The 13,937-nt window shown below is 61.8% G+C and carries 15 protein-coding genes; 4 read left to right on the top strand and 11 right to left on the bottom strand.

The genetic code is table 11. The features are described 5' to 3' along the window. Positions 1 to 183 precede the first annotated feature (183 nt). Entirely contained in the window at positions 184 to 795 is a 612-nt protein-coding gene (locus ACYOEI_RS34725) for a hypothetical protein (RefSeq protein WP_462854816.1), read from the bottom strand. Between the two features lie 268 nt (positions 796 to 1,063). Between ACYOEI_RS34725 and ACYOEI_RS34720 the strand changes: the two genes are divergently transcribed. The 3 genes from ACYOEI_RS34720 (at position 1,064) to ACYOEI_RS34710 (ending at position 2,815) form a co-directional block, all read left to right on the top strand. Then, positions 1,064 to 1,702, top strand: coding sequence for a cysteine hydrolase family protein (locus ACYOEI_RS34720; RefSeq protein WP_462854815.1), 639 nt, complete (start codon positions 1,064 to 1,066; stop codon positions 1,700 to 1,702). A 161-nt stretch (positions 1,703 to 1,863) separates the two neighbouring features. Then, positions 1,864 to 2,385 carry a low affinity iron permease family protein gene (locus ACYOEI_RS34715; protein ID WP_462854814.1) on the top strand — a complete coding sequence of 174 codons (522 nt, stop codon included), beginning with the start codon at positions 1,864 to 1,866 and terminating at the stop codon, positions 2,383 to 2,385. Positions 2,386 to 2,638: 253 nt separating this feature from the next. Beyond that, entirely contained in the window at positions 2,639 to 2,815 is a 177-nt protein-coding gene (locus ACYOEI_RS34710; protein ID WP_462854813.1) for a ComEA family DNA-binding protein, read from the top strand. 25 nt (positions 2,816 to 2,840) lie between these two features. On the opposite strand, the gene ACYOEI_RS34705 is transcribed toward ACYOEI_RS34710, so the two are convergent. The 10 genes from ACYOEI_RS34705 to ACYOEI_RS34655 all read right to left on the bottom strand — a co-directional run bounded on the left by ACYOEI_RS34705 (position 2,841) and on the right by ACYOEI_RS34655 (position 12,770). Beyond that, complete coding sequence (locus tag ACYOEI_RS34705) at positions 2,841 to 3,275, bottom strand: hypothetical protein (protein WP_462854811.1); 435 nt, start codon at positions 3,273 to 3,275, stop codon at positions 2,841 to 2,843. 248 nt (positions 3,276 to 3,523) lie between these two features. Further along, the gene (locus tag ACYOEI_RS34700; protein WP_487247904.1) at positions 3,524 to 4,060 is read right to left on the bottom strand and encodes an STAS-like domain-containing protein; all 537 of its coding nucleotides are present in this window, start codon (positions 4,058 to 4,060) and stop codon (positions 3,524 to 3,526) included. A 1,471-nt stretch (positions 4,061 to 5,531) separates the two neighbouring features. Then, the gene (locus ACYOEI_RS34690; protein ID WP_462854810.1) at positions 5,532 to 5,888 is read right to left on the bottom strand and encodes an ArsR/SmtB family transcription factor; all 357 of its coding nucleotides are present in this window, start codon (positions 5,886 to 5,888) and stop codon (positions 5,532 to 5,534) included. Between the two features lie 514 nt (positions 5,889 to 6,402). Beyond that, positions 6,403 to 6,870 carry a hypothetical protein gene (locus ACYOEI_RS34685; protein WP_462854809.1) on the bottom strand — a complete coding sequence of 156 codons (468 nt, stop codon included), beginning with the start codon at positions 6,868 to 6,870 and terminating at the stop codon, positions 6,403 to 6,405. Positions 6,871 to 7,122: 252 nt separating this feature from the next. After that, entirely contained in the window at positions 7,123 to 7,425 is a 303-nt protein-coding gene (locus ACYOEI_RS34680; RefSeq protein ID WP_462854808.1) for a hypothetical protein, read from the bottom strand. Positions 7,426 to 7,454: 29 nt separating this feature from the next. Beyond that, positions 7,455 to 7,931: a hypothetical protein gene (locus tag ACYOEI_RS34675; protein WP_462854807.1), complete on the bottom strand. Its 477-nt coding sequence runs from the start codon at positions 7,929 to 7,931 to the stop codon at positions 7,455 to 7,457. A gap of 97 nt (positions 7,932 to 8,028) precedes the next feature. After that, complete coding sequence (locus ACYOEI_RS34670) at positions 8,029 to 8,685, bottom strand: response regulator (protein WP_462854806.1); 657 nt, start codon at positions 8,683 to 8,685, stop codon at positions 8,029 to 8,031. Between the two features lie 122 nt (positions 8,686 to 8,807). Further along, positions 8,808 to 9,131, bottom strand: coding sequence for a hypothetical protein (locus ACYOEI_RS34665; RefSeq protein WP_462854805.1), 324 nt, complete (start codon positions 9,129 to 9,131; stop codon positions 8,808 to 8,810). A 939-nt stretch (positions 9,132 to 10,070) separates the two neighbouring features. After that, complete coding sequence (locus tag ACYOEI_RS34660) at positions 10,071 to 10,538, bottom strand: hypothetical protein (RefSeq protein ID WP_462854804.1); 468 nt, start codon at positions 10,536 to 10,538, stop codon at positions 10,071 to 10,073. Between the two features lie 267 nt (positions 10,539 to 10,805). Next, the gene (locus tag ACYOEI_RS34655; protein ID WP_462854803.1) at positions 10,806 to 12,770 is read right to left on the bottom strand and encodes a hypothetical protein; all 1,965 of its coding nucleotides are present in this window, start codon (positions 12,768 to 12,770) and stop codon (positions 10,806 to 10,808) included. A gap of 140 nt (positions 12,771 to 12,910) precedes the next feature. Between ACYOEI_RS34655 and ACYOEI_RS34650 the strand changes: the two genes are divergently transcribed. After that, positions 12,911 to 13,783, top strand: a complete 873-nt coding sequence (locus tag ACYOEI_RS34650) for a transposase (RefSeq protein ID WP_462854801.1) — start codon at positions 12,911 to 12,913, stop codon at positions 13,781 to 13,783. Positions 13,784 to 13,937 lie beyond the last annotated feature (154 nt).

Raw genomic sequence — 13,937 nt, 5'->3', positions numbered from 1 at the left:
ACCCCAGCAGCCGTACGATGATGGCCCCGTGTGGTCCAGAGATGTTGACGCGGCCGCCGTGGACACTTGTCCGAATGGGCAGTGGCCCAGGAATATTAGGAGGAGCCAGTTCCGCCTCGGCCGCCCGATCCGCGGCTGATGCGAGCTCGAGTCGCCCGTCAAATCCTTCCACATGCGGGGCGGTCAGGCCCCGAGGCCCCTTATGAGCTCGGGTTCGTCGAGCTTCGGATCCTCGACCTTCGTCTCATCGGGCGAGGACTTCGCCCGGCCAGGCAGATCGGGGCGTTCCTCGGCTCCCGCCTTGGTCGTCGCCCCCGCCTTCCGAGCCAGGAGATTGGGGGCGAGGTAAACGGGCGGGGTCCAGCTGGCCTGCTCGGCGTAGTCGCCGTGATCCGCCGGCCGGGCCTTCCTGTAGACGATCCGGCATTCTCGGATCTTCAACGTGTCGGATTGGGTCCGGCTCGAGGTCCGGCCTAGCTTCGCCACCGAGAATAGATCGATCGGCCCGGCCGCGTCGATCTCGGCCGCGTTCGTACCCTTGATGGTCAACGTCCTCGAACCCTCATCCACCTCCTCGGCGCGGACGATCTCGTAGCCTTCCGGGAAATGCTTCGCCATCAGCTCTTCCGCATGCTTGCGATAGTTCATGGGCGACCGCGAGGTGTTCTCGGGGAGCCCGACCACCCCAGACTCTCCGTCCTGGTAGACGTAACGCACCTCGCGCACGCCGGCGCACCCCACAGTGCCTAACCCGAGGATCCCCAAGAGCGCGACCGTCCTGATCTTGGCGAACATAGCAACCACCCTGCGGGAAGCGGGTCGTCTCCTGGAGCCCGCTTCCCAGGTTGTGTATTGAGGCTCGGCCGCGTCCCTGCTGGGAGGCCGGACACGGCACGTGACTTGGTTCGGTTCGACCGGAGATGAGCGAGGTGTGAATCAGGGAGTGACGAACATCAATGCAAGACACGTGCCCAAGTCCTGGGGACCGCCCACTTGGTCCGCGAGTTGCGGGAGCTTCGAAGAACGATCCGGCACACGCGATAAACAGGGGTTGGCGACAGCGATGAACAAGAATCAGAGCCTGCACGGGAACGCGCCCGACAAGTCGAGCGTGGCGCTCCTGATGATCGACACGATCAATGACCTGGAGTTCCCCGAGGGGGATCAGATCCTTCGGCCGGCACTGGCGATGGCCGATCGCCTCGTCGAGCTGAAACGGCGAGCGAAAGCGGCGGGGATCCCCGTGGTCTACGTCAACGACAACTTCGGACGCTGGCAGTCCAATTTCCATGCCCAGGTCGAGCATTGCCTCCAGGACAAGGTCCGGGGGAAGCCGCTCGTCGAACGCCTCAAGCCCGATGAGGACGATTATTTCGTCCTGAAGCCCAAGCACTCCGGCTTCTTCTCCACGACACTCGACATCCTGCTCGACTACCTGGGCGTCCGGACCCTGATCCTGACCGGGATCGCCGGGAACATCTGCGTGCTCTTCACGGCGAACGACGCCTACATGCGGGACCTCGCGCTGGTCGTGCCGGCCGACTGCACGGCGTCGAACTCCGAGGAGATCAACGAGATCGCCCTGGCCCAGATGGAGAAGGTCCTCAAGGCGGACATCCGTCCTTCGGCGGAGGTCGATCTCGAGGCACTCATCCGACGCCACCCCGCTTCGCCATCGAAGCCGACGACGCGGACACAATGAGTTATCTTTGAGAAGAGAGGCCCGGATGGCGTGGCGCCCGAGTTCGGGACTCGCCACGGCCAGGCCAGTGATCGAGGCTCACATCCCCCCCACCGTGAAAGCGATCCCTCTCGACCGATTCGGATTCGGCAGGTTTTCGGACGCCGACGGGGAGTACGAACGTGTTCAAGCTGCGAACGGCAGATCGCTTGGAAACGATGGCGGGTTGGGCGGCCGGATTCGCGAGCGGGCCGTGGGGAACCCATGCGGGGTTCGCCTTACTCGCCTTCTGGCTCGGTGCGGCCGTTGTGGTCGGGTGGTCGCAGGCGTATCAATACGTCGACGAGATCGTGACGATGACCTCGTTCCTGCTGCTCTTCCTGCTCCAGAGGGCCCAGGCGAAGGACACCCTGGCCATGCAGGTCAAGCTGAACGAGTTGCTGGCGGCCGTGAACAAGGCCAGCCCGACGCTCATCAACCTGGAGGATCGTCCCGAGAGCGAGGTGCAGCAGATCCATGACATGTACGAGAAGGTCCAAGAGAACCACAATGCGTGCACTTCGATCGACGACCTGGTCAATGGCTCGGGAGACGAAAGCTCAGAGTCACCGCAAGGGGCCGGCCAAGGGAGTGGCGCTCATGGGCTGCCCCGGAGTCGGGGAGACGGGCCCTCGGGAGGCTGGAAAAACGGCCGAGCTCGGTAAGTACGTAACGAGGATGTTCGCGATCGCGGGCCACTCGGGGAAGACTCGCCGGGGCTCGCATGGCCGAGCAGCCGATCCGAAGCGAGCCATTCGCGGCCCGGCTCGGTCCGGAAGGAAGCACATCGGTCGACACAGCAAGTAACGCCCTTTCGAGGCGGCCGGTCATTGAACCAGATCCCTCCCAAGACCCGCCGAGGCCGCCCCCGGGAAACGCCGATGCGCGAGGGCATGGTGAGGGCGGGAGTCGGGCCTGGTGAACACCAACACGGCGAGCGTGGCCGAGCTCGAGGCCTTGCCAGGGATCGGGAAGGTCCTGGCAAGGCGGATCGTCGAGGGGCGGCCCTATGCGACGGTGGACGAGCTCGAGCGGGTGCCGGGGATCGGGCCGAAGCGACTGGCGGAGATCCGGCCACTGACAAGGGCGGAGTAGGTTCGTTGATCGCAGGATGGGATGCCTAATCGAACTCTTCATCGGGCGGCTCGATTAGTTTGCCTGCGTCGCCAGCCGCAATCACCGTGTTCCGGTTTGCCGTGTAGAGGGTAATCCCGGACAGCGTTGCCATATCCTGGTCATCACTCAAGATGTGGCAAATGTTTGCCCCGACGGCTGCCCTTCCCAACGATGAGTCAAACCAGTCGGCATGAGAGCCGATCCATTCCTTCAGGGTTAGATTGAAGGCTGAATCCGGGCTGGACTTCGGGAAGAATACGAGGCGTAGCGATCTTTTGGCGGACTCGGTCAAGACTCGAACCCGGTCCCGCAATTCAGTCAAGTTTAATTGCTCGTTATACCTGAATTCTTTGGCGTTAAAAGAGCTACTGTCGTACCCCTTTCTCAGATATTCACAATAAAGCTCCGAGTGCTCCATCGTCTCGACCAATTCGCCCATCACGTCGATGGTCGTAAAGAACTCCGATTTCGCATTCAGGGCTCTGCGAAGCCATCCTCCATACTGGCGAAGTTGCCTAGTGTTTGGCGTATTTTTCGCACCCAAGTCTCGAAGCGTACCGAAGTTAGTATATGAAAAAAAATAAAGCGCATTTGCATCTAGTGCAATGCGCTTCGGAGGGGGACAATGGTCCCACCTACTATCAGATATGTCTGCGACGTCCGCCTTGACAAGTGTGTCGCGGATCATCAATGGCAATACGCAAGATGATCCGAGTGATCAGCAAGCTGAGCCTTTTGGGAATCACTCGAGGAGTAGAATCGGATCGCGTTATCGCGAACGACCCTCATGAACTCGAGGTCCAAGTCATCCAGGCCCACTGGCTCCAGTTTGGCATCGACATACTCGTGCGGGAATTTCCCGTACAGGCAGCCGATGGCGGAGTTCAGAAAAAGAGTCGCAAGGGAGCTTACTCCCTCGAAATCAACCTGCACATGCTCTCCCGAAGCCAAGGCAGCCGCCAAGACGTCGCAAAGATCCGTTCCGGCGTCCGGGTCAACGCAGACAGGACCAAATTTTTCAGCGACTTTGACCACTTGCACGGGAGTGTCCCCCTCTCCAGAAGTCTCCATCGTGACATTATAGCCGGTTTTCTGGACAGTCAAGGCGGAAACGAAATTCAACCAAAGTTCCCTGCAAAGCAGTGCCCAGTAGGCCTGAACCGGCGTCACCTTCGCCTGCGGAGTAATAGCCTCTGTTCGCATAGATTCGGATTTTGCCGCCACCTTGTTCAATAATCCGCCGTCGAAGGATGTGAAGACCGACGCCCGAGGGCTTATCGACAACCGTCGAGTTTCCGGACTCCATCGCCCACAGAATCGCACTCGGGGCGGATTCGGTGGCAAAGCCGCTAGAGTGGACCATGTCTACCAGGCCTCGGCCACCGTCGCAAACGCAAATCTGCAGTTCGCCGGCGCGGCGATGAACTTGACCGATGACGATCGCCCCGATCGAAGACTTCGCATGCTGAAACACGTTGCCAAGGAGTTCATGGATGTCACAACGGGCACACTTCGTAAAAACCCTTGACCATTCCAACCAGCAAAGAATGTGCCTTTCGATGTACCCTGTTACTGCGGAATGGTCGACACCGGGCAATCGCAGAAGAGGGATTTCCGGCCGAACACCTCCGTGCTCACTATCCCCAAAAAGCGCTGAGACCTGCCACTTTCGGAGTCGGTTCAGGATCCGAGGCGAGGCGGTATCCCAATCGATGCCCGTGGTCAGCCCCTTTTGGTCTCGCAGAAGCTTCATCGTGACCAGGATCGCACACGCGTCGGCGCATAGGCCGCGGCAGCGGGAGAAATCGAGCATGACGGCCTTCGGGCTACCCCAAGCGGTATCGAGCTGACGGAGTGCCCGAGCAATGCCAGGTGGCCCTTCCCGATATTCGACCGTTGGCACAGAGCAACGGTTCGCTACAAGCTGGCTCGCCATCCGTTGCTTGTGCCCCCTTGACCGTTAGGTGACAGCCGATCATCCCAATCTAAGCGCCGCACCCAGCGTGACAAGAGCAAAATCACGGAATCAGCGGGGAATAGCGGGAAAATATTGGGATGGGCAGTTGTGCTGAATTTCACCCTCCTTGGCAAGTTCCATTGCAGCGGGGCGAAGGGTTAAGCAAGTTGGTGGGAGTCGAACCTCCTACAACGTCCTACGCCTTTAAAAAAGGGTCGAGAAGCCGGCCCCGCGTTTGCATGCATGTAGCCGGCGAATCGTCGCCGATCGCGAGGACAGGATTCCCACGGAATCGTTCGATCAACTCCCCGATACGGTCCGCTTCCACTGCCGGACCTGCGGCCATCTCGAGCCGGGTACGGCCGAGGATGTCCGCCTCTACATCCGGGACGACGTCCTCTGGCCCCGATGCTGCGGGACTCGGATGTCCGTCGTGTTCATTGATGAGGGCGAAGAAAGGGCAGACCTTATTCCGCCGTAGCGACGTACCTGAACCGTTCGGGTAGCTTGGCCCTTCGGCGACGACCCCGAACGGTTCGGCCTCGGAAGACTCCGATGGGCGCAGGCGAACCCGATCGGGTTTAGGCCCTGCTCAAGATTCTTCTTGTGCAGGGAATCTCGGCGACATGCTGCCTTCGGGTGACTCGGCCTTCGCTCCACAACCTCGAGGGCAAAGGCCAAGCCTAAAGGCCTGGGTGGCGTGGCCGCCCTTCGAGGCGGCATTGCCTCGTGCGGCGTTCAATCCGGCATGAACCCCTTGGCCTTCCGAAGGACCTCTTCCCCGAAAGCCGTGGGCTTGTAGATCACGGTTTTCCCAGACTGCCGATGCTCGACCAACCCCGCGAGTTTCAGCTTGGCGAGGGCATGGCTGACGGTACTCGGGTCATCCACCTCGAGGTCACCCCACAAGTCGGTGACGCATCGCTCTCTCGAGTCGAGTAGCCAGAGAATCGAATCGGGCTCGAGATGACCTGAAGGATCGCCGCGGCTTCCGAGATAGCCTCGACGGGGATTTGCTCGGTAGCTTGGGCCGCGGTCATATCCAGCATGGGAGCACCTCCGAATCGTGAATGATCGGTGGAGCGGATGCCTCAACGGATGGTTGATGCCATCACTAATACGAGCCTAGCACGCATTATTAGACCGTTCAACGGAGCGATCGGCGCATCGGAAGCTTTGTGCGGGAAAGTCTTCGGCAGGCTCGCCGCAATTTCGAGGGCGGGGCTTGTCGCTGGCTGCCGCGTGCGTATAACTCCCATCAGCAACTCAATCCTGCGACGGCTGGTAGGTCCACCAACCCGAGCTGCTCCCCTTCACCCTTTGGGAGCCATCGATGAATCTGACGCTGTCTGTCGGCCGATTCGACCCCCCATTAGTCGTCCTGTTGAGCGAGCTCGGCACGCCAATCAGGGTCACGGCGGAACGGATCCCCGAGGACTCGAAGGTAGGGGATGTGCTCGACGTAACCTTCGAAAGGGGCGAGGGCGGACAGTGGCACGTCGCCAAGGCATCGAAGGCCGTTGAGAGGTCGGACCTTCGCCGTTGATTTCTGTGAAGGCAAGGAACCGCTGACACCCATTGGGTGTCATGAGCGAGGCTCGGCCCACAGTCAATTCTCGCCATCCCCGGGCATGGTCACGATCGCCTCGAACGCCGCGGCCAGCGAGACCAGATCCGTCAATCGCCCTCGATGCTTGGACGCGAGATCCTCGAGCGTCGACCTGCCCAGGCGTTGCACCTGGCGGTAGAGGGTGACCTCGTCCGTGGAGTCGTCTTCGTCGCCACAGTAGACGGCTACCACGTACGCGGCCTCGGGCTCGGATAGCCCCGGTTGGGCCTTCCGCAGTGACGCGGCCAGTATCCCCCGGAACGACTCCAGGCACCGGTGCAGAGCCTCGACCGCTTGGGCCTCGTCCTGATCGCCATCGAAGGTGGGTTTCTCGAACCTCGCCCGGAGCGGCCCCACCATAGGGAGTAACCGCCTGCGGTAGAGGTCGTCGAGGTCACTATGGTCGAGTGAAGTGAGCCTGAAGGCCAAGCCGGCAATAATCCAGGTCGAGGGGCGTTTGGTGTCCATGTGGGCTCCGGAGCGGCGTTGCTCGGGGCGGGGAGGACGTTCAAGCCGGTGGATGGCGGTGGGGATGTCTTAGTGAATCCTTGACGCCATCAGTAATGATTATTTAACACATCCGCGGCGGCCGTGCAACTTCCATCGCGACGACTGGCCTGAGAGGGGAAGACCCCGGACTCGAACCTCGCCTCGCCCGTGCCGAGTGCGGAATTCCGCAACCGATCTCCTGACACCCATTGGGGATCAAACCCGATTCGCTCAGGCGACCTGGTCTGCCCCTGCGTCGGGATCGATCTTCTCATGCTTCGGATCGGTCCAGAGCATCGTCAGGATGTCGACCAGTTCTTGTTTGTCGGGAGAGCCGATAACCTCGCCCCGCTCTGGGTAGCGGGCCAGGCATGCGGCCCCGAGGGCGACGACCTCACTCAGGGCGGACAGGAAGACGGCCCGGTCGCCATCGTGACGGGCCGACTCCCCTTGTGCCTCCTCAAGCTTCGCCTGCATGGCGAGTAGCGTCGCCTTGGTGTCGGGATGTTCCCAGGACGGCGTGAAGCGGAACATGCTCTACCTGGCTTTGTAGCGACTTTGAATCAGGAAAAGGGATGTTCATCCTCGATGTTTCGCTCGACCTCCCGTAACAGACAGACGGCGTGCTCGAATTTGCCCGCCAGCATGACCAGCAACTCGAACCTCTCTCGGTACTGAGAGACGAGGTTCTCGAGCGTCAATTCGCCGACCTGTCGGGCTTCCTGGAAGAGCCGCCCCTCATCCCTTTGCCCGCGAGGATCGCGGCAATACACTGACACGATCGTGGCCGAGGCGCGTGGCCCGATCCAGGGTTGGCCCTTCAAAAGCGATGCCGAAAGTATCGACTCATACGATTCGACGCATCGACGGAACGCCCCGGGCTCTGCCGCTGAGGCTGGATCCTTCCCTCTCATGAAGAGGGACTGGGGGTGAGGTAACAGTCGATCCTTATAGAGCCGATCGAGGTCGATGTGATCCAGGGGTACGAGCGACATATCCATCCCGAAAAATTGCCAGATGATCGCAGGGGGAGACGGCATCGTAGCCTCTTGATGAGTTAGTCCTGCTCTCGGTGTAGGCGAGGTCGCGACGTCGACAACGGGTTCGTAGGGAGGCCATGGGTCGCCATAGGTCGGATTACGGGCGGACGGAAAGCCATCCCGCCTGGATCGCATACGCGACGACGGCGGCTCGGCTGTCGAGGCCGAGCTTCCTCATCGCGCGACCCCTGTAGGTCTCGACAGACTTGGCGGCGAGGAAGAGTTGGGCCGCGATTTCACGGTTGGTGAAGCCGCGGGCGACGAGACGTAGCACGCCCCACTCACGATCGCTCATCGCCTGCTTCGAGGAGTTTGGCCGATGCGAACATTCGGTGAGTACGCCGAGCAAGTCTCCGGTCAGGTTCGGGTCGAAATGAGTGCCACCCTGGGCCAGCGTGCGGATGGCGCGGATCAGGTCGTCGGCCGTGGCCCGCTTGAGCAGGTAGCCCATGGCACCGGCTTTTATCATCCGCCGGAGATAGCCGCGGTCCTCGTGGACCGTCAAGGCCAGCACCTTCACCTCGGGCCGTTCTCGGCGGAGACTCTCGGTGGCCTGCACTCCGTCCATCACCGGCAGGGAGATGTCCATGACCACCACATCGGGGGCCAGATCGACCGCCAGCCTGTAGGCCTCCTCGCCGTCGGTGGCCTCGGCGACGACCTTCATGTCGGGCTGCGAGTCGATCACGGCTCTCAGCCCAGCACGGATGAGGTTGTGGTCGTCGGCGAGGAGGACGCGCAGCTTGGGTTCCACTGGTCTCCCCTGCGGATGGGGGCCTCGATGGGATGTGGGAGTGGATCGTTTCCCCTGTCACCCACCCGTCTCAACCAACAGCGTCCCAGCGATCAGTCCGATCTGCTCCTGACGATCGATGCCTATTGACCATGCCCGAGCGGACCCGCGAATTCCGACTGTCGGACGTCGGCCCAGGCGATCTCGAAGGCCTCCATGAACTCGCCGTCGAGGCGTCGACCGACCTCAAAGCCGTAACGCATCTCGAGCCTCTCCCCCACCGGCCTGGCGATCAGTTCCACCGCGTCGCCGAGTGTGATCCCCCATTCCGACAGCCATCCCACGACAACGGCGATCTCGGCGGTCAGCTTCGCCTTCGAGCGTAGTCGTCGCTCGGTGTCATGGTAGTGGTTCAAGGTAGCCAGGCAGGAATCGATCGTCTCCCGAACCTGTTGATCGGTGAGCACGCATGAGCCTCCTTTCACCTTGTCGTCCAGGCGTGCCTTTAAGCCGAGAGATCGCCCTCGCAGCCTTCTCCTTTCCGCAGGTTGTGCTGCGAAGAAGGGCGACCATCTCCAGCTGATTCAAGGCGCCGACTGCGATACAGGCCGACGAGGGATCGTCAACCCACATCACGCACGAAGCCGCAATTGCAGCTTACCCAACATATCAAGGCGGGGCGGGCCAACCAATAGAATTTCGAGATCTTTCCGAATTTCAACTCAAAGCATGCGTGTATTGTCCTTGGATTCGCCCGGCGCAAACCACTCCCCTTACGGGCCATGATAGCCGTTTAGGGTCAGGGGCAGGCCCCAGGGATATTTCGGCTCCCGGCGTTGCCGCTCGGGGTCAGTTTCCGCCTCAGACCGCTTAAGCCGACCTGGATACGTCTCGCCCGCCGAAGCGGGTCATGGCCCCCAGGGCGCCGGGGTAGGCGTTTCCTGGATTGGGTGAATGAAGACGCACGTCCCAGGCCGTTAACCGGCGAGCCTGTGGGCTGACTCGCTGGACCTTGCTTGACACAACCCCGACCCTATTGGGCCAAGGCGCGGTTCGGAGACGAGAGCGGCTGATGGGGAAATCGCCCAGGGAAACCCGTAGGTCGGCCCACCGAGCCCCAGCCCGGATACCCGACCAATTTTGACAGGGCGTTTTTTGCCGCATGCTCGTCCGTGAGTTGGCGAAGACCTCGCCGGCGGACACCTCTGCCCGCCAATTCGGTATCGCCCCCACGATTTCAGCATGGCCGTAAACCAACACGACCCGGCGTCCTCTTGCGAGGAAACCGGGTCGTGAGGGAGGTGTTTTCGGCAAGTCTTCGCCAACACTATCAGTATACGCCCCGCGGAATCGTCGACGGGCGAAATGACACCCATTGGGTGTCATTCAGGGCGGTCGGTCAACGATCAGCCTTCGGTATCCCGGGGCGTCTTGGCGAAGGTCTCGAAATCTGCGGCCAGAGCTACCAGTTCGGTTAGCCGCTCCCGATGCTGAGATTCGAGACCGTCGAGAGTCGACTTGCCCAGGATCTGAACCTCACGGAAGAGGGTGACGTCGTCTTCACGACCGTCCGCGTCGCCGCAGTAGATCGCCACGAGTATCTCCGCCTCGGGTTGGCTCAGCCAAGGCTGGGCCTTGCGAAGCGAGGTGGCCAGCACGGCTCGGAATGATTCGAGGCAACGGTGCAAGGCCTCGACCGCCTGGGCCTCGTCCCGATCATCTTCGAAGACGAGTTTGTCGAATCTCGCGCGGAGCGGCCGGGCCATCGGGAGCAACCGACGACGGTAGAGCCTGTCGAGGTCTCGATGGTTGAGCGGAGCGAGGCGGAAGGTTGAACCGGCAACAAGCCAGGGCGAGGAACGTTCGACGTTCATGCGGACTCCGGGACGGCACAGCTCGAGCTGGCCGGGGAAGCCGAGTCGAAGGGCGTGAGCGGGGGGGATGCCTTGGCGAATGGTTATCACCATCACCGATGTCAACCTAGCACATCATAAGCGATCGGGCAACCGCCCGGAATGAGGGCCTCGCCAGATACGCATCGGACAGAAAGACCGTAGTCGCGACGTCATCGCTCCATCGGATTGGACGACCACCCAAGTCTGGGCCGTGACACCCGTGGGTGTCACGGCTGGATACGGAGTTCAACCCCTGTCCACTTCGAGGGCGAGGGCTGAGCCCGTCGGTACTTCCGCCCGCTCGATCGAAGCCACGATTGTCGGTGCCTTCCTTCGAGTCAAAGCTGCCGCTCGCTTCCGTACTGGCACCGACCAAGCGTGCTCCGGCGTTGCGCGGAGTTGTTGGTCAACGATGCCGCGGAGCCCTTCCGCTTCGCCCTCGATCGCGTCCTCGAGACGATCCAACGCCTCCGACATTCTTTCCTCGAGCCGACCCCGTTTCAGAATCTTCGTGGTGAGCCGCCGGCGCAACCCGGCCTCCACTTCTCCGCGAAGCTGCCCGAGGAGGACTTCGGTCGGCGGAACGACCTTCCCGGCCTCGCCCGCAAACTTGGCATCGAGCCAGGAGAGGAATTGCGGCGTGGTCATTGCGTTGAGCTCGACACGTTTCGACTGGAGCCACTCTTTCCCATCGACATCGACGTAATCCGCCACGGCCGCCGACCTCGCCCCTTCGCGCTTGACCTCCTCAACTTGGAGCCTCATCCCCAACGCTTCCTCAGGATCGAAGCCGAGGTTCAGGATGCGGACCTTCCTGCCGGCCCTCGCTCGCGTCTCCTCCTGCAGCGTCTGATAGATCATGGTTCCCGAGGCATCGGCGTCGTGGACACAGTAGATGAAAAGTTCCTCGTTCGTCTCGCCGAGCAGGTCAAGGAGGTCTCGAGCGGCCCTCGACGCGAACCCCTTCGATGTCATCAACGCACAGTCGTGCCGCTCGGGCCACTTCGTCTCGCGAAGGATCGGGAAGAGGCCCTCCTTCTCACAGTAGAGGACCTTGTTGAACGTCCACTCGGGCCGACGATACTTCTCGATGCTGAGCGTCCCCAGCGGGATCTCCTCGCCGGTATGCGGGTGATAGAGGGTTCCCCTCGGGTCGCGGTACATGCCCGAGATGTCGCCGTTCGCGGCCTCGTAATCGGTGATGACTTGGGAGAAGTAATCGTACTTTGGTTCGACCCTCATCGCTTCGAGCACGTAGGGCCGGACCGCGTAGTACAACTGACGGATGGAGAACCGATACTGCCCGTCGCCGCTCGCCTTCGCCACCGCGTCGGGTATACGCGCAACGATGATATCCTTCTGGGACACCTTCCCCTCGGTTGGCGATGATGCGATGGCCGACGCTAGTTTCTTGGCCCTCTTGAAAGCCTGGCCGATGGCCGAGCGAATCATCTCGAGCATGGGCCCAAGATTCGGCGCCTTGCCGTCGGAGGTTATCGGCATGTATGGCGTCGTGATGTTCAACAAGAGGCGGCCTGGTCTTCGTCCGGTGTCTACCCGAATAGAGAGCCCGCATCCTTGGATAGTGAGGGCCGGTTTTGAGTAAGACGCCTTGAAGGGGGCTGTGACTGGCGTGCGGTTCACGAAGAGCTGCCCATCGGCGTTTCCGTCGTGAACCTCCGCCCAAGCCTCGACAACCACGGGCAGGAGCGTCTCCGGCCCCGAGCCCGTGCGGATCGAGAACGTCCCTTCTTCCTTGGCGTAAGCCGCAGGGAGGTGTGAGGCACGACCGACGCATCCCAAGCGACTCGGCCTCACCGCCGTGACATGGGCCATCAGGATCATCTTCAGCTGATCCGCTTCGCCCCTCGTCAGATCCCGCGACAATCGCCCTTTGAAGCCCGCAACGATCTTGCCGGCCTTCGGCTCGGCGCATCCATCAAAGCCGGCGACGAGGTCCCGGATCGTCCGTTCTTTGGCCGCTTGGAGCAGCTCAAAGAACGAGTCGGGATCGAACCAGTGGGGCGACGGCTTGCCCGTGTAACTCGGTCCTCCATTCCTTGCCATCGCGATCGCGTCTTCCGCCCATCGCAGGGCGGTTCCGGGCACTGGGAGCGACGCGCCAAACTCCACTGTGACGATCGTGCCAGACACCGAATGCTCTCCGACGACCTCGGCCGATGTCGTGCCGGTCCTGTAGTCGGGGATCAAGCGGAGGATCCTCCCTCGGGTCGCAATCTGTAAATGGCCCTGGGTAGCGAGAACCGCCCCGGCGACCACACGCAGGCCGTTCCCGAGTGCCCCTCGCAAGGGGCGACGCAGGAGTTTGCTCGAAGGAGAGCACAAAGGACATGCAGCGCAGTCTTGACGTTCTGCCTCGACGTCGCTACTGTCCTGATGATCAGACGATGCCCCGCGCCAACCTGGTCGATCCGGCCGTCACTCGATGGTATCATTGCATCACGCGCTGCGTCCGACGTGCCTTCCTCCTGGGTGATCCCGAGCACAGTCGCAAGGACTGGATCGACCAGCGGCTCAAAGAACTCGGGGAGATCTTCGCCGTTTCGGTCGCCGCGTTCTCGGTCAGGGATAACCACCTGCACGTCCTCGTCCGCCTCGACCCTGATGTCGCCAGGAGATGGTCCGATGAGGAGGTCGTCCGACGCTGGGGCCGACTTTTCCCGCCGCGCGACCGATCCCGTAAGCCGCTGCCCGTCTCGGACGAGTGGGTCCAGGGACGGCTCACTGGTGTCGAGTGGGTGGCGAACGCGCGCCGACGATTGCAAAGCCTGAGTTGGTTCATGAAGTATGTGAAAGAGCCGCTTTCAAGGCTTGCGAATCTTCAGGACGGATGTCGGGGAGCGTTTTTCGAAAGCCGCTTCAAAAGCGTGGGGATCCTCGATGCGGAGGCGCTGCTGGCGACCTGTGCCTACATCGACCTCAACCCGGTCGCGGCCGGCCTGATCGATGTGCGCGAGGCGAGCCCGCACACCTCGATCAAGGAGCGCGTCGATCACGTCAAGGACCAGGAGCGGTGCGAGGACCTCGAGGCGTCGCGTCGCGGGGTCGGACGCGTCGTCGGGCCTGGAGGACGCGCTTTGGCTCTGCCCGGTCGAGGATCGTCGCCCGTTGGGTTCGACTCGGGAAGGGATGCTCGAAGGGTTCCCACTGGGGAACTATCTCCTGCTGGTCGATTACACCTCCCGGCTATTCCGCGAGGGTAAAGCGACGGTGGCTCGCGAGGTGTCCGAGGTCCTCAATCGGTTAGGGTCGAGCGCGGAGACCTGGCAAGCACGGCTCGAGAGATTGAGGAAGGATCGGCTTCTCGGGCGATTCCTGGCGTCGAGCCGGTCGCGTCTCGGGGAGGTCGCGGCTCGT

This window comes from Singulisphaera rosea, from assembly GCF_054877945.1.
The sequence above is the reverse complement of the archived record's forward strand: the minus strand, read 5'-3'. Positions and strand labels throughout refer to the sequence as shown.